At 59.3% G+C, this 20,135-nt stretch carries 33 protein-coding genes; 20 read left to right on the top strand and 13 right to left on the bottom strand.

Annotated features, from left to right (window positions below):
* Positions 1-6: 6 nt before the first annotated feature.
* Positions 7-969 carry a tRNA dihydrouridine(20/20a) synthase DusA gene (dusA, locus tag MLD24_RS19260; RefSeq protein ID WP_248168686.1) on the bottom strand — a complete coding sequence of 321 codons (963 nt, stop codon included), beginning with the start codon at positions 967-969 and terminating at the stop codon, positions 7-9.
* 288 nt (positions 970-1,257) lie between these two features.
* Between dusA and MLD24_RS19265 the strand changes: the two genes are divergently transcribed.
* Both MLD24_RS19265 and tcmP read left to right on the top strand, forming a co-directional pair.
* Positions 1,258-2,202, top strand: coding sequence for a site-specific integrase (locus tag MLD24_RS19265; RefSeq protein ID WP_248168687.1), 945 nt, complete (start codon positions 1,258-1,260; stop codon positions 2,200-2,202).
* Positions 2,203-2,256: 54 nt separating this feature from the next.
* Positions 2,257-3,369 carry a three-Cys-motif partner protein TcmP gene (gene tcmP, locus MLD24_RS19270; RefSeq protein ID WP_248168688.1) on the top strand — a complete coding sequence of 371 codons (1,113 nt, stop codon included), beginning with the start codon at positions 2,257-2,259 and terminating at the stop codon, positions 3,367-3,369.
* Here the strand turns inward: tcmP and MLD24_RS19275 are convergent.
* Positions 3,350-4,093 (bottom strand): DUF5131 family protein, encoded by a 744-nt coding sequence (locus MLD24_RS19275; RefSeq protein ID WP_248168689.1) that lies wholly within the window; start codon positions 4,091-4,093, stop codon positions 3,350-3,352. The genes tcmP and MLD24_RS19275 overlap by 20 nt on opposite strands.
* Positions 4,094-4,308: 215 nt before the next feature.
* On the opposite strand from MLD24_RS19275, the gene MLD24_RS19280 reads away from it, so the two are divergent.
* Positions 4,309-4,515, top strand: a complete 207-nt coding sequence (locus MLD24_RS19280; protein WP_248168690.1) for a hypothetical protein — start codon at positions 4,309-4,311, stop codon at positions 4,513-4,515.
* 434 nt (positions 4,516-4,949) lie between these two features.
* On the opposite strand, the gene MLD24_RS19285 is transcribed toward MLD24_RS19280, so the two are convergent.
* The 11 genes from MLD24_RS19285 to MLD24_RS19335 form a co-directional block, all read right to left on the bottom strand.
* Positions 4,950-5,225, bottom strand: a complete 276-nt coding sequence (locus MLD24_RS19285) for a hypothetical protein (protein WP_248168691.1) — start codon at positions 5,223-5,225, stop codon at positions 4,950-4,952.
* A 4-nt stretch (positions 5,226-5,229) separates the two neighbouring features.
* Positions 5,230-5,445 carry a hypothetical protein gene (locus MLD24_RS19290; RefSeq protein ID WP_248168692.1) on the bottom strand — a complete coding sequence of 72 codons (216 nt, stop codon included), beginning with the start codon at positions 5,443-5,445 and terminating at the stop codon, positions 5,230-5,232.
* Positions 5,442-5,816, bottom strand: a complete 375-nt coding sequence (locus MLD24_RS19295; protein ID WP_248168693.1) for a hypothetical protein — start codon at positions 5,814-5,816, stop codon at positions 5,442-5,444. Before MLD24_RS19295 ends, MLD24_RS19290 begins: the two co-directional genes overlap by 4 nt.
* A gap of 78 nt (positions 5,817-5,894) precedes the next feature.
* Entirely contained in the window at positions 5,895-6,740 is an 846-nt protein-coding gene (locus MLD24_RS19300; protein ID WP_248168694.1) for a DUF2303 family protein, read from the bottom strand.
* 6 nt (positions 6,741-6,746) lie between these two features.
* Positions 6,747-7,127, bottom strand: a complete 381-nt coding sequence (locus MLD24_RS19305; RefSeq protein ID WP_248168695.1) for a hypothetical protein — start codon at positions 7,125-7,127, stop codon at positions 6,747-6,749.
* A 32-nt stretch (positions 7,128-7,159) separates the two neighbouring features.
* The gene (locus MLD24_RS19310) at positions 7,160-7,552 is read right to left on the bottom strand and encodes a DUF7673 family protein (protein WP_248168696.1); all 393 of its coding nucleotides are present in this window, start codon (positions 7,550-7,552) and stop codon (positions 7,160-7,162) included.
* A 10-nt stretch (positions 7,553-7,562) separates the two neighbouring features.
* Positions 7,563-7,757, bottom strand: coding sequence for a hypothetical protein (locus tag MLD24_RS19315; protein WP_248168697.1), 195 nt, complete (start codon positions 7,755-7,757; stop codon positions 7,563-7,565).
* A 17-nt stretch (positions 7,758-7,774) separates the two neighbouring features.
* Positions 7,775-8,038 (bottom strand): pyocin activator PrtN family protein, encoded by a 264-nt coding sequence (locus MLD24_RS19320; RefSeq protein WP_248168698.1) that lies wholly within the window; start codon positions 8,036-8,038, stop codon positions 7,775-7,777.
* Entirely contained in the window at positions 8,035-8,313 is a 279-nt protein-coding gene (locus MLD24_RS19325; RefSeq protein WP_248168699.1) for a phage antirepressor KilAC domain-containing protein, read from the bottom strand. The genes MLD24_RS19320 and MLD24_RS19325 overlap by 4 nt, the downstream gene beginning before the upstream one ends.
* On the bottom strand, positions 8,310-8,738 hold the full coding sequence (locus MLD24_RS19330) for a helix-turn-helix domain-containing protein (protein WP_248168700.1): 429 nt from the start codon (positions 8,736-8,738) through the stop codon (positions 8,310-8,312). Before MLD24_RS19330 ends, MLD24_RS19325 begins: the two co-directional genes overlap by 4 nt.
* A gap of 178 nt (positions 8,739-8,916) precedes the next feature.
* Positions 8,917-9,330: a helix-turn-helix domain-containing protein gene (locus MLD24_RS19335; RefSeq protein WP_248168701.1), complete on the bottom strand. Its 414-nt coding sequence runs from the start codon at positions 9,328-9,330 to the stop codon at positions 8,917-8,919.
* Positions 9,331-9,426: 96 nt separating this feature from the next.
* Between MLD24_RS19335 and MLD24_RS21765 the strand changes: the two genes are divergently transcribed.
* The 17 genes from MLD24_RS21765 to MLD24_RS19415 all read left to right on the top strand — a co-directional run bounded on the left by MLD24_RS21765 (position 9,427) and on the right by MLD24_RS19415 (position 20,135).
* Positions 9,427-9,663 (top strand): transcriptional regulator, encoded by a 237-nt coding sequence (locus MLD24_RS21765; RefSeq protein ID WP_425562292.1) that lies wholly within the window; start codon positions 9,427-9,429, stop codon positions 9,661-9,663.
* A gap of 25 nt (positions 9,664-9,688) precedes the next feature.
* Complete coding sequence (locus tag MLD24_RS19340) at positions 9,689-10,642, top strand: hypothetical protein (RefSeq protein ID WP_248168702.1); 954 nt, start codon at positions 9,689-9,691, stop codon at positions 10,640-10,642.
* A complete protein-coding gene (locus MLD24_RS19345) occupies positions 10,590-11,036 on the top strand; it encodes a hypothetical protein (RefSeq protein ID WP_248168703.1) in 447 nt (148 codons plus the stop codon). Before MLD24_RS19340 ends, MLD24_RS19345 begins: the two co-directional genes overlap by 53 nt.
* Entirely contained in the window at positions 11,026-11,379 is a 354-nt protein-coding gene (locus MLD24_RS19350) for an antiterminator Q family protein (RefSeq protein WP_248168704.1), read from the top strand. The genes MLD24_RS19345 and MLD24_RS19350 overlap by 11 nt, the downstream gene beginning before the upstream one ends.
* A 137-nt stretch (positions 11,380-11,516) precedes the next feature.
* Positions 11,517-11,939: a glycoside hydrolase family protein gene (locus MLD24_RS19355; protein WP_248168705.1), complete on the top strand. Its 423-nt coding sequence runs from the start codon at positions 11,517-11,519 to the stop codon at positions 11,937-11,939.
* Between the two features lie 11 nt (positions 11,940-11,950).
* Positions 11,951-12,208 (top strand): hypothetical protein, encoded by a 258-nt coding sequence (locus MLD24_RS19360; protein WP_248168706.1) that lies wholly within the window; start codon positions 11,951-11,953, stop codon positions 12,206-12,208.
* 2 nt (positions 12,209-12,210) lie between these two features.
* Complete coding sequence (locus MLD24_RS19365; RefSeq protein ID WP_248168707.1) at positions 12,211-12,429, top strand: hypothetical protein; 219 nt, start codon at positions 12,211-12,213, stop codon at positions 12,427-12,429.
* Complete coding sequence (locus MLD24_RS19370) at positions 12,426-12,818, top strand: hypothetical protein (RefSeq protein WP_248168708.1); 393 nt, start codon at positions 12,426-12,428, stop codon at positions 12,816-12,818. Before MLD24_RS19365 ends, MLD24_RS19370 begins: the two co-directional genes overlap by 4 nt.
* Positions 12,819-12,911: 93 nt before the next feature.
* Positions 12,912-13,307, top strand: coding sequence for an HNH endonuclease (locus MLD24_RS19375; RefSeq protein ID WP_248168709.1), 396 nt, complete (start codon positions 12,912-12,914; stop codon positions 13,305-13,307).
* 124 nt (positions 13,308-13,431) lie between these two features.
* Complete coding sequence (locus MLD24_RS19380; protein WP_248168710.1) at positions 13,432-13,854, top strand: P27 family phage terminase small subunit; 423 nt, start codon at positions 13,432-13,434, stop codon at positions 13,852-13,854.
* 2 nt (positions 13,855-13,856) lie between these two features.
* Positions 13,857-15,545, top strand: a complete 1,689-nt coding sequence (locus tag MLD24_RS19385; protein ID WP_248168711.1) for a terminase large subunit — start codon at positions 13,857-13,859, stop codon at positions 15,543-15,545.
* The gene (locus MLD24_RS19390; protein ID WP_248168712.1) at positions 15,539-15,733 is read left to right on the top strand and encodes a hypothetical protein; all 195 of its coding nucleotides are present in this window, start codon (positions 15,539-15,541) and stop codon (positions 15,731-15,733) included. The genes MLD24_RS19385 and MLD24_RS19390 overlap by 7 nt, the downstream gene beginning before the upstream one ends.
* Positions 15,733-16,998: a phage portal protein gene (locus MLD24_RS19395; RefSeq protein WP_248168713.1), complete on the top strand. Its 1,266-nt coding sequence runs from the start codon at positions 15,733-15,735 to the stop codon at positions 16,996-16,998. The genes MLD24_RS19390 and MLD24_RS19395 overlap by 1 nt, the downstream gene beginning before the upstream one ends.
* Positions 16,995-17,915 (top strand): S49 family peptidase, encoded by a 921-nt coding sequence (locus tag MLD24_RS19400; protein ID WP_248168714.1) that lies wholly within the window; start codon positions 16,995-16,997, stop codon positions 17,913-17,915. Before MLD24_RS19395 ends, MLD24_RS19400 begins: the two co-directional genes overlap by 4 nt.
* 50 nt (positions 17,916-17,965) lie before the next feature.
* Entirely contained in the window at positions 17,966-19,282 is a 1,317-nt protein-coding gene (locus MLD24_RS19405; RefSeq protein WP_248168715.1) for a phage major capsid protein, read from the top strand.
* Between the two features lie 67 nt (positions 19,283-19,349).
* Positions 19,350-19,568 carry a hypothetical protein gene (locus MLD24_RS19410; RefSeq protein WP_248168716.1) on the top strand — a complete coding sequence of 73 codons (219 nt, stop codon included), beginning with the start codon at positions 19,350-19,352 and terminating at the stop codon, positions 19,566-19,568.
* Positions 19,569-19,595: 27 nt separating this feature from the next.
* On the top strand, positions 19,596-20,135 hold the full coding sequence (locus tag MLD24_RS19415; protein WP_248168717.1) for a head-tail connector protein: 540 nt from the start codon (positions 19,596-19,598) through the stop codon (positions 20,133-20,135).

Here is a 20,135-nt window from a genome sequence, read left to right on the forward strand (position 1 = left end):
GGGACACTAGGCTGGGGCCGCTTCCTCGGTCACCTGTTCCGGTACCATCGCCAGGGCCTGTTCGACCACTTCAAGACCGGCTCCGGGGCGATGGGCATTCTCACTGATGTGGCGACGGAAGCGTCGACCGCCGGGTTGGCCGTGGAATAGCCCAAGCAGGTGACGGGTCATGTGGCCCAGATAGACCCCGCGGGCCAGCTCCGATTCGATGAACGGAAACATTGCCCGCAGGGCGTCATGACGTGAGGTGACCGCCGGTGTGTCACCAAAGAAAGCCTGATCGACACCCGCCAGCAGCCAAGGGTTGTGGTAGGCCTCGCGCCCCAGCATCACGCCATCCGTGTGAGCGAGGTGCTGGTGGCATTCGTCAAAGGTCTTGATGCCGCCGTTGATGATGATTTCCAGATCCGGGTACTTCTCCTTGAGACCATACACCCAGTCGTATTTCAGCGGTGGGACTTCCCGATTTTCCTTGGGGCTCAGGCCATCGAGGATGGCGATGCGGGCGTGGGCAATAAAGGTACGGCAGCCGGCATCCGCGACCTTCTCAACAAATTCACACAGCTCCTCCCAGGACTCACGGCCATCTATACCGATCCGGTGCTTGACGGTCACCGGCAGGTCCGTGGCTTCAATCATCGCTCGCACGCCGTCTGCAACCTTGTCGGGATGCCCCATCAAACAGGCGCCGATCATGTTGTTCTGCACCCGGTCACTGGGGCAGCCAACGTTCAGGTTCACTTCATCAAACCCGAACCGCTCCGCCAGCGCCGCGCAGTGGGCCAGCTCCCGGGCATCGCTGCCACCGAGCTGCAGGGCCAGAGGGTATTCCGCTTCGTTGTGCCTCAGAAAGCGTTCAGTGTCGCCATGAATCAACGCCCCGGTGGTCACCATCTCAGTGTAAAGCAGCGTATGCCGACTGAGCATCCGCGCCAGGTACCGATAGTGCGAGGTCGTCCAGTCCATCATTGGAGCGACGCAAAACCGCCGAGAGGGCTCGGCGCCTGCTGTGGCGCGGCTTGTGGCTGAATTTGCTGCTGTTTTCTGAGGCTGATTTTCGATCATTTATTGCCCATTTTTGCCCGTTTTTATAACATTAGTCCTCCAGAAATCCTCCAAAGGAGGTCGGGGAGGACTGTGGCAACCATCACCAGTAGAACCAGGAAGAACGGTACCAAATCCTATCGCGCTGAGATCAAGCTCAGGCGAAAAGGGATAGTAGTTTATCAGGAAAGCCGCACCTTCGACCGTAAGGCATTGGCGAAAGATTGGGCGGCACGAAGGGAGCTGGAACTGCAGGAGCCCGGCGTAATCGACAAGGTGCGCCACCGGGGTGTGACGGTCGGCAGCCTGATCGAGCGGTACCAGAAGGAGTTTGGCGACAACTTCGGTCGCAGCAAGCAGGCTCACCTGGAATATATGCGAACCTTCGACCTGGCCGAGCTGGATGCCCTGGAGCTGCAGCCCAGCGAAATCGTCAGCCACATCATGGGCCGCCTGAAAACGGTGAAGCCCCAAACCGCGAACAACGACATCATCTGGCTGCGGTCCGTGTTCAAGGTGGCCAGAACGGCCTGGGGCGTGCCGGTGGACCTGAACGTCATCAACGATGCCGCGGAGACCTGCAGGCGGGAGAGGCTGATCGGCAAGCCAGACTCCCGGGACCGGCGCCCGACCCTCGAGGAACTGAACACCCTCATGGAGTACGCCAGCCGCCCGAGCGGCAAGCGCTCCATCCCCATGGACGACATCATCCTGTTTGCGCTGTTCTCCGGCCGCCGCCAGGAGGAGATCACCCGTATCCGCTGGGACGGCCTGGACGAGCGCAACCGCACCGTGCTCGTCTCAGACATGAAGCACCCCACCGCCAAACGCGGCAACCACAAGCGGGTCTACCTGACGGACGAGGCCTGGGCGATCATCCAGCGCCAGCCCCGGCGGGACGATCGCATCTTCCCGGACAACAGCAAAAGCATCGGTACCCGCTTCCGGGAGTGGTGCAAGTTCCTCGGCATCGAAGACCTGCGCTTCCACGACTTGCGGCACGAGTGCATCAGCTGGCTGTTTGAGCAGGGGTGGGATATTCCCCGGGTGGCGTCAGTAAGTGGGCATACAACCTGGTCAACGCTGCAGCGGTATACCCACCTGAGTCAGCGTGAGCACCATGACAAGTATTCCGATTGGTCTTGGCGCCCTCGTTGAAGCAATATTAGTATGCTATAGATAAAGCAGGACATTCATCAGGGAAGGTAATCTGTGTCTAACAATAACTTTTTCGACCGTGGATTTGACGATAAAACAAGCATTAAACTCGGCCTTTACGAGAGCTACCTTACCGAATACTTGGGCGTATGGGTTGCATCTTCATTTGGCGAAAGGCTCCCAAAAGAGATAGACATTTATGACTTCTTTGCTGGTCCTGGAGTGGATGGTGCAGGGGTGCCTGGTAGCCCGATGGTCGCATTTGAAGTCATTTCGAAATACGCTGATCGGCTTGCAGAGTTTGGTCAGAGAATTCGCTTATGGCTCAGTGATATCAGCGAGGAGCGGGTGTCTTCTCTGAAGTCGCTGTTTGCCAATAGGGCGGAGTGGCCAAGAAATACGTCTATTGAGATCCACCAGATGGAGTTCGTCGACGCTCTCAATGCAAACCGGGGGCGGCTTGGCAAGATCCCGGCGTTAATTTTTGCCGATCAGTTTGGGGTGAAGTACATCACTCCGGAGATCTTCGCGAAACTGGCCTCCTTGAAGGCTACAGATTTAATATTTTTTATTAGCTCTTGGACACTAAATCGTTTCTCTGACCACGACAACATAAAGAAATACCACCAAGGGATCGGTGAGTACCTGAAGGACGCTAAGCCGGGGCACATTCATAGAAAGGTAAAGGACTACTACCAGTCGCTGGTCCCAAAAGGGCGAAATTATCACTTAGCGCCTTTCTCGATGAAGAAAGGCGGGAACGTGCATGGGATTATTTTTGGGACCAGCCATATTGCCGGAATGAGGAAGTTTCTGAATGTCGCTTGGAAGATAGATGTTGATCGCGGAGAGGCGGACTTCGACATAGATGAAGATCGGTTGATCGATGATGAGGTTCAGATGGATATGCTGGGTGATGATCGGGCGCCTAAGAAAGTAGAGCTATTCGAAGATGAGGTCAGGCAGGCAATCCTCTCAGGGAAATTGGCGAGTGACCAGGCCGTGCACGAGTTTTCGATCTATAGCGGCTTCTTGCCCGTGAAGCATGCCAAGCCGGTTGTCGATCAGCTCCGTAAAGATGGCGTGCTTCAAGTTGATGGGGGGCGGCTCCGTTTGGGCGATAAATGCTGCGAAGAGCCGCGTAGATTCACCGTAGTTGAACGGTAGGAATCATATCCCAGTTACGGCCGGACAACTCCCGGCCATTTTTCTTTTTCGACCGGCGAACGCCATCTGCTCCCCAGTTGCCCCATTGTTTGAAGAAGAACGGTACTCCCGCTGCAAGGCACTGGTCTTTAACGTTGAGCGCCCATTCTGCTTTCATGGGTCGGGCTTTGGCACCTGATTCACCGCCGACAATGACCCAATGAATGCCGTCCAGGTCGAACGTACCCAGATCTTCCAGGAGAGGCTCGACTGATAGAAACCTTGTCGCTGCTGGCACAGTGCGCAGAACGTCGATGCGGGGAAGACCATACTTCTTATCCTCTACGGAAACGCCCATCCAGGCATTCTTGGGGATGTCCCGCGTGGCTCCGTACTCCGCCATCCGCTCCGCTCTTTTCGTCAGGATCTGGAAAATATGCTGAGGGCAGCGCTCTATCACTGACATTACCGAATCGATGAATGAAAACGGAACCTCCTCATGGAACAGGTCACTCATCGAGTTGACGAAGTACGTTGTTGGTTTGCTCCGTTGCAGAGGCTGGCCCAGTCGCTCAGGGTGAAGGGACACTGCGAATCCGTTCTCATATCCGTTGGCGCCCATGGCTTGTAGTCTTTTGGCCATGGTTTCGGCATAGCAGTGCTTGCAGCCTGGAGACACCTTGGTGCAGCCGGTAATGGGATTCCAGGTCTGCTCGGTCCATTCGATTCCAGTTTGTGTCGCCATGGGTGATGTCCTTCCTGTATGGATATACAGTAATTTTGGTATCAGACTGTTCAAAGTTCAACTTGGCCTGAATTCTAGGTTGCTTGAACGCGTTTTTAAACTGTAACAAATTGTAAATTAAGCCTGTTTTTGCTCTTGCATCTTTGACGACTCGTTATAGCGTCGAAAGCGTGGCCACACTTTTTCTTGATTCTCAACGGAGTATAGAGATGCAAATGGATGAGAAGTTGAGTAAACAGGTTTCCTGCGAAGATGCCCTGGTGGCCATTGGTGACATTGCAACGAGCGGTAGTCTTCTACAGAAAGTCTTGGCCTCCGGCGTTGTTTCCGGACGGATCGCAGAGGCCTGCGAGGAGTTGTTCAGCGAGATTGCTGATCTCGCCGGCGCTGCCGATCGAGCCAACGCGAGTAATGATGCTTGATCTGCCGATAAACCTCGGCTGCCTGGTGGTTGTGATCCAGCTCTGCGCGTGAGCGGATACCACAAGCCGCCAGTATGAAATCCCGGGCGTCATCCATCGTGTGGGTGCCGTCCGGTGTGTCCAGGCCAAACTTCGCCGCTCGGCGCCTGTCCAGATACAGTCGGAACTGGGCGTCTTGGCAGAGCATGGCTGCATTTCGCGCAATAACACCTCCTTTGGGTGCTTGTTCCCCGGCATTCAAGGGCATGTTCCACTCCATGTGTTAATCTGACCGCATACCTTTTCTTACCTGCAAAGGAGCTGCGGAGTGATGAAATATCGGCTTCACTATCTGGCTGACTGTGATGATGCCTGTCCAAAGACCTATGAAACCCCTGACCCTATTCGAATTGGGAGCGTTATTGAACCAGGTGATGGTTTCTACTACTGCATTGTTAAGGTGACAGAACAGAAGACAGGCGTGCGTCTCGATCTTTCAAAATCTGCTCAATCTCCTGAGGAGGCAGAGCTTTTAGCAAGGCAGTATGGACACTTATGATTAGCTCTGCGGCTTCTTTGGTGGCGTCGATCTCCCGGAAATCCTCATAGGGGTCGAGCACTTTCTGCTGGGTTCGTTTGCCTACGTTTTGCGCGCCGCCGTAGGCGGCAACGAACAGTGAAGCGGAGAGAGCAGATCTCAGTTTGTCAGCCTGGTGAGTGGTATTCGACATGGTACTAGCTCCTTGCTGGATTAGTCGGGTTTGATGAGGGTTGGTTCTTGCGCCCCAAAAGCGCATTGATGCGCTCAATCTCCTCCCAGACAGCCTCCCTCAAACGCCGGCAGAACCGAAAAGCCGCACCCAGAATGGCTTTGCCCTGGTTGGCTTCGCTGACCATGCGTCGGGCCTGGCGGTAGGCCGCTACCAGTCGATTCAGTTTGGCGGTGATCATGCTGCGCTATCCTTATCGCTGACAACAATGGGCTTACCGGCATCAATGATCCGGTCCAGCGTCTGGACGTAACCGTCGAACTGGCTCATCCGTTCCCTGAATTCCCTATCGGCGGTTTCCAGGCTCATCCAGTCGCAGAAATCCATTTTTACATCGAGGGTTGCGATCGCAGGGGTTGTGTTGTCTGGCCCGCCATAGGTGCTATCGACGGGTAGAATCTCTGCCGCCGTGCTTTGCGTGTGAGCCGTGAGAGAGAAAAACGCGTGGGCCAGATTCCTGCGAGTGATAATGCTGCTCAGAATGAACGCTTCCTCCGCCCGTTCATGCAGTCGCTCGGTCATTTCTTCGATCGTCAGTTGTTGCTGGGTCATAAGTCCCTTCCTCCTTAGCATTCGCCAGGGCTCTCAACATGAAAACCCTCGCGGATGCGCCCCCGCAGGGGCGATCAGTTATTGCTTGAAGGGCTTGAAGCGGCCCACGAAAGTGTCGATGAGTTGGCCGTCCAGCTCGTTCTCCAGGCGTTCGTGGAACTCTTCGGCCATCTCTTCCTGGTGCTGCTCCAGTCGGATGATGCGCAGCGACAGACGAGGCTTTTCACCGGTGAGCAGGCTGACCCGCAGGCGGAAGGTGCGGGACTCCAGGCCGTGGTAGGGGATACAGGTGAAGTCGATGAACGCGGGCAGGGTGTCCTTGTTCTTGGCTTCCACTTCACTCATGGCGCCGCGGCGGCTGCCGAAGGTGCTTTCTTCATTGGTGGCTTCGGTGTGGGCGGCAACCGTGATCCGGCGTACCGCAGCAACGGCGCTGGAGAGATTGAGCGCTTCGCCGTTCTCGCCGATCACCTGCAGCTGCGGGCCCCAGTCTTCCAGCCACTCGGCCATGGCCTTCTGGTCCTTGGGCTCACCGTTCAGACGGTACAGCTCGTTGAGGTCTGGCGTGCGCGGCAGGTCCAGCCTGGCGGAATGGTCGGCGTGACCCGGCTGGTCGATGGAGCCGAGATCAAAGAACACCTGGGCGGTCATCGAGTCCGGGTCGACAAAGCAGTGGGCAGTGGTCGCTTCCACTTCGTCGTGCTTGCCCGCCATCTGGTTGGCGTACTCGGCAAACTGATCAATCAGCGTGGTGTGCAGGGTGCCCTGGTACCGGCGGCGGTTGGGCATGAACCGTTCCAGGTCGGTGATGCTGACGTTGTCTGGCAGCGGGATTGCCGTTTGCTGCGACGTGCTCAGAATGTGCGGCGTTGCGAGGCTGGCGCCAATGGTGCCGGCGAGGTATTCAAGGGCTTGCTTTTCCATCGGGTATTACTCCTGTTCGTTGTTGCTGGGGTTGGTTTCCGGTTCGCCAGAGCGGGTGAACATCTGGTGCTGGTTCTCCGGGAAGATGCTGACCCTGCCGCCGGTGTTGACGTGCATGGGCGTCTGGGTGCTGTCTTCTTCGGAGAGCTTTCCGCGCAGCGTGGGCACGGTGAACTTCAGGGTGTGGCCGATGTTCACCTGGTAGCTCTGGCCGATTCGCTCCAGGGTCAGCCGGATATCGATCTGGCCCTTGGCGTTGTGGTCGACAACACCGCCGGCCACTTCGCTGATGGCCCGGGCGAGCTTCTGGATGAACACGCCGCCGTCCAGGTCTTCAAAGAACTGGTTAACGTCGGTGTCTCGTTGTTGGGGTGCAGGTGTACTCATGGGAATGTGACTCCTGTCGATCGCAGGTCGGGTTAAGGCAGCGTCCGGCACTCCGGAGCCGGGGTTGCTGCGGGGCGGGCGTGGTGAGCGCCGTTGGGGTGGCGCTTCAGGGTGTTGTTGAAGGTCTCACCGGTGGCCGCGCTGACGTTCTCAGCCACCTGGGCGATTGCTTCCTCGCTCATGAAGTTGTGCAGGCTGGTGCCGGTGGTCATCAGGAAGGCGAACAGCTGCACCGCCTGGCGCATGGGCTTGGGCTCCAGGTACTTGAACTCGGTGACGTTCAGCGGGTGCTGGTCGCCGTTCCAGAGCGCCAGCAGAAAGCTGCCGGCGTGGCGGGCGTTGCTGTCGGTGCCCGTGGTCGCAAGCCGGTACAGCTCGGCGAGGGCACGTTCAATGTCGTTGGCGCTGGCGTTGATCGTAATCATCGGGTTGTCCTCACAGTTTTTTGCAATCCACCACACGCAGGCGAGGGCGGAGGCGAGTAACAGGGCGGTGCGGAACACGGCTGGCATCCTCCATGTGTGGCCGGTACCGCAGGCCGTCCCGGCGCCAGACCAGGCGCTTGCCCTGGGCCTGCGCGAAGCGGATCAGGTCGATAACGCGGGTGTTCTCTGGAAGGTTCACGTTCATGGCGGTGTCTCCTTGGCTCAGGCCACGTTGACCTGGTCCCATTCCTTGCGGGCTTTCTCCCGCTGCTTGTCGATGTAGTCGGCCAGATCCTGGGCACTGATCAGCCAGCCACTCTTCTGGGTGCCGCCGCGGTAGGCCGGAATCGGCAGGCGCTGGGATGCCGCGCGTTTCTTGGCCATGTCGGGCTTGAGCCCGAAAAACTTCTCGCACATGGCCTCCAGCGGAATCTCGGCGGAGCCGAACTCGGCCATCAGTGAAAAAAACGTCGAAACCTGTTTCACGAGGCCTTCTCCATCTCGATCTGTTCAGCGAACTCCCGGCGCAGGAACTCCAGGCCGGCTGGCGTCACCAGCGTCTTGGCACTGTGCTGCAGGCCCCGCGTGGGGTGGTTGAATGACTTGGTGCTCACCCGGAAGTAGCCGCGCTGGGTATAGCGCCAGTTGGGCAGGCGGTTGCGGTCCAGAATCTTTCGGGCCTTGAGGGCCTGAATCATCTTGCGGGGGCCAAGGTTCAGGAGCTTGGCGGCGTCTGAAAGCGCGATGTTTTCAGCGATCATGCTGCCTCCCTGTCTCCGTGGTGGAGATCTGCAAGGTTGTTGAGCTGGATGATGGGGTGGTGGTCGGCATCCCGACGGTTAGCGGTCCGCACCCGGGCGACCCGGGGCGTGCGGACGGTGGCTGGCTGGTCACCGGTGCCGGGCAGGGCACTGCCGGCGATCAGCAGGCAAACGGCCAGGTGCCGGGCGCGAACCAGCCCCTGCTTGAAGGCGCGGCTGATCAGCAACTGACGATTCGGCGCGTCGAACCGGCGCAGCAGGCGCACCATGTGGAACTTCACCGTACCGAGCGTGATGCCCAGCAGCAGGCTGATGGCCTCGTTCTCCTTGCCTTCGACTACCCAGGCCAGGACCTCACGCTGACGCGGGGTCAGGGTGTTGTCTGGGTCGTGGATTTCGAATTCTGTGCCGCTTGAATTAGTCATAGCCATCTAGGTTGTTAGGTTACGTGTAACCGAGATTAGCTAATGACGAATCGGTGTGTCAACAAGGCTAACTGTATTTTTACTATTCAGGCGCATTTCCGCGGGGGACGGGATCGCTGAGAAAACAAAAAAGCCCCGGAGGCGAGGCCTGCGGGGCTTTTGGGTGGAGCTTTGAAGATTATTGCTTCTTGGAATCTGCCACTGCGTTGAGCAGGTGGGTCATGGCTTCTGCAATTGAAGGGGTTAGCACCCTAGCTGATGTTAGGTGTGAAATACATTCAATTAGCCTGGCGTGTTCTGGCGAGACTTTCGCAACGTCCGTGAGTTGTGAGTGTTGGGGAGCTTCTTCCGCATCGGCATAGGTTTTGGGGCCCTCGCCGAACGCGAGCCACCAAAACCGATAGCCAGTCAACTCAGCTAGACCTTTCAGATTGTCAAGGTTGATCGAGCCTTTGCGCTTCCAGTTGAGCACCGACGTACGTGCTATCCCCAGCGTGTCAGCGATCTCGCTCATGGCAAGCGGGCCGCTCTCAATAGCTTCCCTGACTCGCACTGCTCTGGCGTTCGAGTGTTCTTCTGTCATGGCCTGCATGTTAGCCGTTCTCTAATTCATTGGTAAGTATCTTAAGTTGACAATACGTTAGGTGTTGGATAATTTGTTTTTGGCTAACAGTCTAATAGGTGATGAATGATTGACGATCAGCTTGGAAAACTAGCGGCTTGCCTCGGCAGCAAAGTTGAAGTGGCTCGCGTTTGTGGTGTTAAACCTCCAACGCTCCACAACTGGACGAGAATTCCTGCTCATCATGTGCTGGCGTTGGAGGCGGCTGTTAAAGCGAAGGGGGGCGATATTGATCGTTACTCCCTGCGCCCAGATATCTATGGCCAGCGTCCGCAGTCTACTGGGGGCAGGTCCGTCGCATAACTGGCCAGGTGAATAGGAGGCGGTCATGCGATCGCAATGGAATGATGCTGAGGACGAGGCCCTACAGGGGCTGACGCCGGAAGCCCAGGTGATTTACCTGCGGGGCTTCCGGCGGTATATGGATTACCGCACCGGTGTGGCCGGCGGGCCTGCTCGCAAGCTGTCCTACCGGGCCCTGGCGGAGTTGATCCATGTAGACCCGGATTGGGGCAGCCAGCGCAAGCGGGAGGATGCACCCACGCTGGGCCGTGTGCGTGCCCGGGTGGCAGAGCTGGAGCGGGCCGGGCTGGTGGTGAACCATGACTCCAGCCGCAGCCGGGGCCTTGTTTTTAAACTGCCGCTGGCCGACCGGGGATTAGTCCGCCCGGAAAAGGAACAACACAGGGAACCGCACAAGGAACAACACCGCGAGCAACACAGCGGAAACGTGGTTAACCTCCAGAAATTGCAGGAATTTTGTGAGCCTGAGCAGGGCGGGAACCACGCAGGGAGCAACACAGGGAACGGCACTGGGAACAACACACATCTGTATAACTCTACTTTACTTAACTCTACTGACGCGGGCGCGCGCGATAATGATGCGTGGCCCGACACCCTTCAGCCCCAGAGCCCGCAGGACTGGGGCACCTTCCTGGGCCGTGAGCGGGGATGGGCCTACCACCGGATCGCCCGGCCCAAACTGATCATTTCTTACCAGCGCTGGATTCAGCAGCAGCTCACCATCGGTGACATGCGCCACATCATCACCAGTGCAGAAGCCAACCTTGGCCGGGTACCAGATGGCCCGGAGTATTACGTGTCCTTCGCGGAGAGCTACGTGCGGGAGCGTGATCGAATGAACCAGGAAATCCAGAGCCAACAACAGCGAGGTGTTCATGGGACAGGTGCATCGGGTCAGCGGTATCGTTCACGACGTGCAGAGCAGGATGAGATCTGTCGGCAGCTTACCGACCCGGAGTACGCCATCCAAAACTGGTGACGACGTCAGCGAGGAGCAGAAGCAGAGAACCATCCTGTTTTTCACCCGGTTGAAGCTGATCTATGGCAAGCGGTTCCTGATGCAGTGGCCAGACGCGGAGACGCTGCGGAAGGCCCGGAGGGAGTGGGCCGGCCAGGTGAGCCGGTATTCCTGGGCAGAGCTGGAGCGGGCCCTGGAGATCACCAAGCAGGCGCTGGTTGATGGCGATCCGGATTTCTACTGGCCGGATATCGGCCGCATCCTTGGGGTTGCCAGAGCCCGAACGCGGGCGGCCCATCGGGTGTTCCAGCGGGCGTTGCCGGAAGGCGAGGGCGTGAAGCGGGCCAGACTGGAGGCCGGGCGGCAGGGCATGGCGCAGATCAGGCAGCTCATGGGAGGTGGCCATGCTGGGTGACACGCAACAGCGGCTGACCGCCTGGGCCCACTGGGTCCGCTCCAGCGACAGTGGCCTGCGGCTGGGGTTCAGCAAGGTGGGTCTGGTGGCTGCGGGCTCCGTGGCCATGCCGGAGTGTTCAGACGAGGAAGCCCTGGCGGTGGATCGTGCGGTAGCGCGGTTGCTGCAGCGTGATCCGGTAATGGGTGAGGTGCTGGTGATGGCGTATCAGTACGGCTTCAGCCTGACCCGTATTGCCCGGGATGCAGGGATTGGGAGCAGAGAAAAGGCTCGGTACTTGCTGGGTGCCGGCGAGGCATGGGTTGATGCTCGCCTGGATAGTCATGACCTAATTGGCGGGTAGTTATGTTGACATGCTGCATGCAGATAACTAACCTCTGTCGCGTAAGGTGCAGGAAGTGCATCTGGGAATAGTCGATCGCAAGACAACCAAACTCCTTTAACCCGGCCTCTGAGCCGGGTTTTTTTATGGCTGGAACCATGAACCGACCACTTCTCCTGGAACAACTGCAGCGTCATGAAGGCCTGCGCCTGAAGCCCTACCTGGATACCGCCGAGCCGCCGCGCCAGACCATTGGGTATGGCCGCAACCTGGATGACCGTGGCATCACGGAGGAAGAGGCTGGGTTCATGCTGGATAACGACATCGATGAGGTGATCGCGGATCTGGAGCGCATGCCCCTGTACCTGAGCCTGGACGACACCCGGCAGGTGGTGCTGGCCAACATGTGCTTCAACCTGGGGCTGACCCGGTTCCTTGAGTTCCGCCGGATGCTGGCAGCACTCGCTGACCGGGACTGGGATCGCGCGGCGGACGAAATGCTCGACAGCAAGTGGGCCCGCCAGGTCGGCGACCGGGCGGACGAACTCGCGGACCTGATGCGCCGGGGCGAAGCCCGGTAATGGGTGAGAGTATGAGCGATCGCCGGGGCCTGCATATCTCCAAACAGATTTCATACGGGCACATCCTGACCACGCTGGGCATGATTCTTTCGGCCATGTGGTTCTTCAGCAATCAGGACACGCGCCTGAGCAATGCGGAGCTGGAGATCAAGCACATCCAGCAGGGCATGATCGACGAGCGGGAGCGCAACACCAAACAGTTCGATGAGGTGAAGGCGGGCCTGCGGGTGATTGATGGCAAGCTCGACCGGCTGATTCTGGAGCGGTAGCCGTGGCGGATCACCCGAACCCTGGGCAGTGGTGGTTTCACCGCCGCCTGATGGCGTATGCCAGCCTGCTGGGCCTGTACGCCATCCTGGCCCAGATTCTGTTGGGCACCATCACGCCGGAGCTGGTGCCGCTGGCCCAGACCCTGAGCTGGGTGTTCAGCGCCAATCTTCTGTACTACTACGGCGGCAACGCTGTGGAATACCTGAAGGCCAAGGCATGACGTTAAAGCTGAAGCTGCTGGCCATGGTCGTTGTGCTGGGCGGTACCGCCTTGGCGGGCTGGGTGTCCCGGGGTTGGTTTGAGGATGCCAGGCGGCTGGCAATTGTTGAGGACCGGCAGGCGCTGGCGCAGCTCATCCGGGGTGATGTTTCAGGCATTGCCCAGTCTGTCGAGACCCGGCTGGGTGAGCTGCGAGCCAATGAGCGTGTCATTGATCGGGGAATCGTTCGTGAGATCCACAAGCCAATCTATCAGCGTGTGTGTGCTGAGCCTGATGTTGTGCGCATGCTCAACGCAGCCCTCCGGGGCGAACCTGTCGCCGGATCAGCAGAACCTGCTGGTGAAGTGTCCGAAGGTGCCGGCGCAGCTTCGGAACGGGAAGGGCGGTGAGATGGTGCTGGTGATCAAGGAAGTGGCAGCGGTGTATCAGGACTGTGCCACCAGGCACAACGGTCTGGTGGACGCGTTGGGGTTGCAGCGCTGATGCCGGTAGCAATCCCGAGGCAATGCCGCTGCCATACCTGTGCGGCTAGCACGACAGCCCGCAATGGCTACTGCGAGGCGCATCAGGCAATGGCCACCGGCTGGAACGCAGAGGGTCGCGGCTCCAGTACCGAGCGTGGCTATGGCGGCAGGTGGCGCAAGCTGCGTGACCGCATCATGCGCCGGGATAAAGGCTTGTGCCAGCCATGCCTGGCAGTCGGTCGTGTCATGCCGGCAGTCGCCGTCGACCACATTGTTCCCAAGGCGGAAGGCGGTACCGATGCGGATGAGAACCTGCAGGCCATTTGTAAGGCCTGCCACAAGCGGAAGACCGAAAACGAATCCAGGCGCGCACGCACGAACCTGCGGGCCGGGGGGCGGGGTCAAAAGTTCTGAGGTGGGGCGGGCTCGACCGCTGCCTATCCGTGATTTTTTCTGATGGCAAAATTCAGGAGGGGGGGAGTCAAAGGGCTTCCCTGGTGTTATGGCTAAACGAGGCAGACCAGCAATTGCAGGGCAGATGAAAGTGCTGCAGGGCAACTTCCGTAAGGACCGTGATTCTCACGGCCCGGAGGTTGAAATCTCGGTACCGGAGTGCCCGAAGGATGCACCCGATGCGGTGCGCATTGCCTGGAAGAAGATCGGCCCGATTCTGGCGAATCAGGGCCTGCTCTCCAGCTGCGACCAGATCCCGCTGTTTGCGTACCTGGACAGCTACACCAAGTTCAAGATGGTGACCAAGGCGATCGAAACGCTGGAGGATATGGTCGAGGCCACGCCGAATGGTTACCGGCAGATGAGCCAGGCCTTCCACATTCGCAACAAGCTTTGGAAAGAAGTGATGGATGCGGGCAGGGAGTTTGGCCATACCCCGGCCAGTCGTTCCAGTTTGAAGGCGCCCAATCAGGGTCAGCTTGATTTCGGCGGGTTCGAGGACATCTGACTATGGCCCGGGACTACGTTGCCATTGCTAACGAGTACATCCGCCAGGTGATTGAGGGCGAGATCCCGGCCTGCAAGTGGGTGCGTCTCGCCTGCCGGCGCCAGCTCAACGACCTGGAGCGAGAGGGCACCGATGAGTTTCCGTACTGGTATGAGCCGGTGCTGGCGAACCGGGTCTGCCAGTTCATTGAACTGCTGCCTCACGTTAAAGGTGAGTGGGCGCGGGAGCGCAAGCGCCTGGAGCTGTCACCCTGGCAGATCTTCCGACTGACAACGGTGTTCGGCTGGATCAATCAGGAAGGCTATCGCCGATTCAAAACGGCCTACAACGAGATGCCCCGGAAACAGGGCAAGTCGTCTGAAACCTCCGGCGTCGGTCTCTACCTGCTGACGGCAGACGGTGAGCCAGGCGCTGAGGTATACAGCGCCGCCACTACTCGTGACCAGGCGCAGATCACCTGGAAGGACGCCAAGCAGATGGTGGATCGCACGCCGGGGCTGCAAGCCCGTTTCGGTGTGGCGACCAGTTCACACACTGTCTACGTCGAAAACACGAACAGCGTTTTCAGATCGTTGAGCCGTGACCAGGGCGGCAACCATGATGGCCTGAACGTTCACGGCGGACTGATCGATGAGCTGCATGCACACAAAACCCGGGAGATCTTCGACGTTATCGAGACCGGTACCGGCGCCCGTAAACAGCCTTTGCTCTGGTTGATTACCACAGCCGGCTTTAACCGCGCGGGTATCTGCTACGAGCAGCGGGCCTATGTGACGAAGATCCTGGAAGGCGTGGTTCAGGATGAGAGCTATTTCGGGATCATCTACACGATTGACGATGACGACGAGTGGGCAGATCCGGCCAGCTGGGCGAAGGCCAACCCGAACTGGGGTATATCGGTTAACCCGGAGGACATCGAACGCAAAGCCCGCAAGGCTATGACCATGGCGGCGGCCACCAACAACTTCCTGACCAAGCACCTGAATGTATGGGTGAACGCGGACACGGCCTGGATGGACCTGCAGGCCTGGGAGAGCTGCAGCGATTCGGCGCTGACGCTGGAAGGCTGCGTCGGCCGCAAGGCATTCATCGGCCTGGACCTGGCCAGCAAGATCGACATTGCCGCCCTGATGGTTGTGGTGGAAGACGAAGACGGTGGTTTCACAACCTTTGGCAAGTACTACATCCCTGAGGATGCGGCGGAGGACGGCCGCAACCAGCACTATGCGGGCTGGGCACGGCAGGGATTGGTAACGCTGACGCCCGGCGCAACAACAGACTTCGCATTCATTGAAGAAGATCTGCGAGAGCTGGCCAGCCTGCTCGATATCCAGAGCGTAGGGTTTGACCCCTGGCAAGCCACGTACCTGGCAACGCGCATGCTGGAGGAAGGTCTGCCGATGATCGAATACCGGCAGACCGTACAGAACATGAGTGAGCCGATGAAAACGCTGGAGGCGCTCACGCTGGAAGGGCGAATTCGCCACAACGGTGACCCAGTGCTTACCTGGATGATGTCGAACGTGGTGGCGCACCTTGATGCCAAGGACAACATCTACCCCCGCAAGGAATTCCCGGAAAACAAGATCGACGGGGTTGTGGCTCTGATCATGGCCCTGGGGCGCGCCATTCGCTCTGAGGGTGATCAGGCGCAGCCGTCCATTTACGACACTTCGGACGTGACATGCTGATATCGGTTCTGTCTTTTGTGATTGGTCTGGCCGGTGCGCTGCTGGTGGCCTTCGGCTCCTGGCTAGTGTTCGAGCCCGCGGGGTACATCGTTGGCGGTGTTCTGTGTCTGCTGTGGTCGTTCATGAGTGCCCGAGCGATTGCGGCCAGGCGGTTTGAGGCGCGCAGAGCACAGCGAGGTGAAGGCTGATGTTCCTCTCCAGCTTCTTTCAGGGCGCCTCGCCATCGGCCCGATCTTCAAGCTCGGACTTCACTGGCTGGGTGAGTGGTGTGGGCGGGCAGCAGTCTTCTGCGGGTACCCTCGTGAACACCGAAACGGCGCTGGCACTCACGGCCTTGCGGGGCTGTGTCACGTTGCTTGCTGAATCTGTGGCGCAGCTGCCTTGCGAGCTGTACCGGCGGACCGAGGGTGGGAACCGCGAGCGGGCGACGGATCATCCTTTGTATGACGTCCTCCACAACCAGCCCAACCGCAAGGACACAGCCTTCGAGTACTACGAGCAGTCCCAGGGATTGCTGGGGCTGGAAGGCAACCACATTGCGCTGATTGAGCGTGACGGGGCGGGGTATGTCCGGGAGCTGATCCCGGTGAACCCGAAGAAAGTCCAGGTGCTGAAGGGTAGTGACGGCATGCCGTATTACCACCTGACGGAGCAGAACGAGACGCTGCCTTCGCGAATGGTGCACCACATCAAGGGTTTCTCCTTGGATGGCTTTGTGGGCCTGTCGCCCATAGAGACCAACGCCGACGCGCTTGGCCTGGCCATGGCCACCGAGCAACACGCCTCGGCTGTTTTCTCCCGTGGGACGACGATGTCAGGGGTGATTGAGCGCCCGCGGGAAGCGGCGCCGATTACGGACCAGGCAAAGCTGGATCGTCTATTGAACAAGTTCGCCGAGCGGCACTCCGGCATCCGCAAGATGTTCAGCGTTGCCATGCTGCAGGAGGGCATGACCTACAAGCAGCTGGCAATGGATAACGAGAAGGCGCAGCTGCTGGAATCCCGCCGGCATTCCTCCGTGACGGTATGCCAGCTCTACAAAGTGCCGCCCCACATGATCCAGATGATGGATCGGGCCACCTTCAACAACATTGAGCACATGGGGCTGCAGTTCGTGATCTACACGCTGTTGCCGTGGATCAAGCGGCATGAGGCCGCAATGATGCGCGACCTGCTGTTGCCCTCTGAGCGGGGTGGTCTCTACATCGAGTTCAATGTCAGCGGGTTGTTGCGTGGCGATCAGAAGTCCCGGTATGAGGCCTACGCCATTGGCCGCAACTGGGGCTGGCTGTCGGCCAATGATGTCCGGCGCCTGGAGAACATGCCGCCGATTGCTGGCGGTGACCGCTACCTGTCGCCGCTGAACATGGTTGACCAGGGCAATACCGCGAACGCGTTGAATGCAACGCCACAGCAAATGTCTGAAATCGAGGGAATCCTATGCCGCGCATGATCAACTATCCGCACGTCGCATCGATGGTGTTTGGCGTTCCGCTGTTTGCGACGCCAGCGCTGGTGACGGCGGTGAAGTCAGTACTGGAGCCACACCTGCTGGGGCGTGCGCGCTCTGAAGAGCTGGAGCCCATGCAGCTGGTTGATGATCAGGAGCGGGCGGCGAAGAGCCTCACCGTCTCGGGCAAGGTGGCTGTCATTCCTGTTCACGGTGTGCTGGTACCGCGGCGGGGTGTGATCACCAATACCTGCGAAGAACTGGTCTCTTACGAGAAGCTGCGGTCGCAGTTGGATGCCGCCCGCCGCCACGAACTGGTTGAAGAGATCGTCCTGGATTTCCACACCGGCGGCGGCTCGGCGATGGGCTGCAAGGAGATGGCGGATTTCATTCGCCTGGTTGCCCAGGAAAAGCCAGTCACTGCGCTGATCAACTACGCCGCCTGTTCCGCCGGTTACTTCCTGGCCGCGGCCTGCTCGCGCATCGTGGCCAGCCCAACGTCCATGACCGGTTCGATCGGTGTGATCATTGAGACCTTCGACATGAGCAAGGCGGAGGAGGTGGCTGGCATCACCTTCAATACTTTCTTCCGCGGTGGCCACAAGAACGACGCCTCCCCCCATGAGCCGATCACCGACCAGGCGGTTATTGAAATCGAGAAACGGCTGGATTCGGCTTACAAGACCTTTACGGAATCCGTCGCCGAATATCGTGGGCTCGATGTGGCGCAGGTAGTGGCCACCGAAGCCCGTCTGTTCTCAGCGGAGGAGGCGTTGCAGCTCAAGCTGATCGATGAAATCGCGCCGGCCCAGGATGCGGTGAATGCCATAGCGCTCCGGCACGCTGCCAGCACACGTCAGGGAGGTGGGCGGCGGATCTCCGCCCAAGCCCAATCGCTTCAGATTCAAAGTCAGCTCTAGCCTCGCGGCGGAGTTGAACCCCCACAAGCCACCAATCGGTGGCTTTTTTTATGCCCGAAAGCAGAGAGGAAACCACCATGCTGATTGAAGAACTCCGCCGCAAGCGGGCCGAGATCAATGCCCAGGTACAAGGCCTGGCCGAGATCGAAGCAACCGAAGGCGAGCTCAGCGAAGAGCAGTTGCAGTCCTTCGGCGAACTCACTCAGGAGTTCGACCAACTCACCCAGCAGATCAAGCGCCTGGAAGATGCCGAGCGCATGGCCGCTGCGTCTGCCGAGCCGGTGAAGGCCCTGGGCAATCAGGAGTCTGGCGCTCCGGCTGTACACGTCAAACCTGAAGCTCGGCAGTACACCGGCGCCAAAGCGGCACGCATGGTCATGTCCATTGCCGCCGGCAAGGGTGATCTGGGCCTGGCCTCCAACTTCGCCAGAAACGAACTGAACGACGGCGACGTGGCCATGGCCATCGAAACCAGCGCCGGCAGCGGCGGTGCGCTGATTCCCACCAACATGGCCGAGGAGGTCATCGAACTTCTGCGGGCCCGCACTGTGGTGCGTCGCCTTGGTGCCCAGGTCATGCCGCTTCCCAACGGCAACATGTCCCTGCCTCGTATGAGCGGCGGCGCGACTTCCGGTTATGTGGGGGAAGGGGCCGACGTGCTGGCGACTGAGTCAGAATTCGACGACGTTCAACTCAGCGCCAAAACCCAGATCACCATGGTGCCGATCTCCAACCAGTTGGTGGGCCGCGCCGGGTTTGCCGTGGAACAGATCGTGTTGAACGACATGCTCAATGCCAAGGCGGTACGCGAAGACAAAGCCTTCCTGCGTGACGATGGCACCAGCAATACCCCGATGGGTTTCAAACCAACGGCTACCAGTGCAAGCCGCACCGTGGCCTGGTCTGGCACTGCGGATCTGGCCACCATCGATGCCTACCTCGACAGTCTGATGCTCAAGCTCATGGACTCCGATTCCATGCTGATCACCCCGGGTTGGGCGATGTCTCCGCGTAGCTACATGACGCTGTTCGGCCTGCGTGACGGCAATGGCAACAAGGTATACCCGGAGATGGCCCAGAGCATGCTCAAGGGCTACCCGATCTACCACACCACCACGGTGCCCACCAACCTGGGTGCCGGCACCAACGAGTCTGAAATCTACTTCGCCGACTGGAACGACGTTGTCATCGGTGAAAGCGACAACCTGTCCATCGATTTCAGCCGGGAGGCGACCTACAAGGACGCCAGCGGCAACCTGGTCTCTGCGTTCGCGCGCAATCAGTCGCTGATCCGCCTGGTGGCTGAACACGACATCGGCTTCCGCCATCCGGAAGGCCTGGTGCTGGGCACCGGCGTTACCTGGTAAAGGCTGGCGCCAACGGCCTGTCGGGGCCGGCGCCATTCAAACGTTGCACTGAATTTAGGAGAGCATCATGGCTACCCGCAATAACCAAGACCCGGAAAACCAGAAAGGCCAGCCTGCCAAGCGCAAGGTGGTCACCTTCCTGCGCCCCTTCAGTCGCTACACCCGTGGCGACGTCGCGGGCTTTGAACCCGATGAAGTCGATCGCCTGGTGAAAAAGAAAGTCGCGGTGGAGGGCGACAAGCTGCCCGCTCCAAGCGACAACCCGGACGATGAGCCGAAGGCCTAAGGCTCCTGCTGTGAAAGGAACGCCCGAATGATCCCGCTTGAAGATGTAAAGGCGCACTGCCGCATCGAGCATGCTGACGAAGATGGCCTGCTTCAGTCCCTGGTCTCTGCCGCCTTCCAGCACATCGAGAACCGGACCGGCCAGGCGTTCGACAAGGTCGATGGCGCGACCATGGTGCTGGATGCGCTGCCGGCCGGTGGCGCAGGTATTGAGCTGCGGTGGACGCCGGTGCGGGCAGTGCAGGGCGTTGCTTACCTGGATGCCCTGGGCGCCGAGCAGTCGCTGGCATCGGCGAATCTGTACCTTGATCCGCGCGGGGTGTACCCCGTGCTGTATCCAGCCAAAGGTGCCAAGTGGCCGGGGTGTAAGCGGGAACGCGGTTCGGTGACCGTGACTGCAGACGTTGGGCATGAGGTGTTGCCGGCGGACGTGCGGTCTGCGGCGCTGCTCATCATCGGGCATCTCTACGAACACCGGGAAGCGGTGGTGATTGGCACGATCGCCACTGAGCTGCCCATGGGTGTCGAGCTGCTGCTCGCGCCCTACGTGATCCATCGGGTGGGCTGA

The organism is Marinobacter xestospongiae, assembly GCF_023156385.1.
GTDB classification, from domain to species: domain Bacteria; phylum Pseudomonadota; class Gammaproteobacteria; order Pseudomonadales; family Oleiphilaceae; genus Marinobacter; species Marinobacter xestospongiae.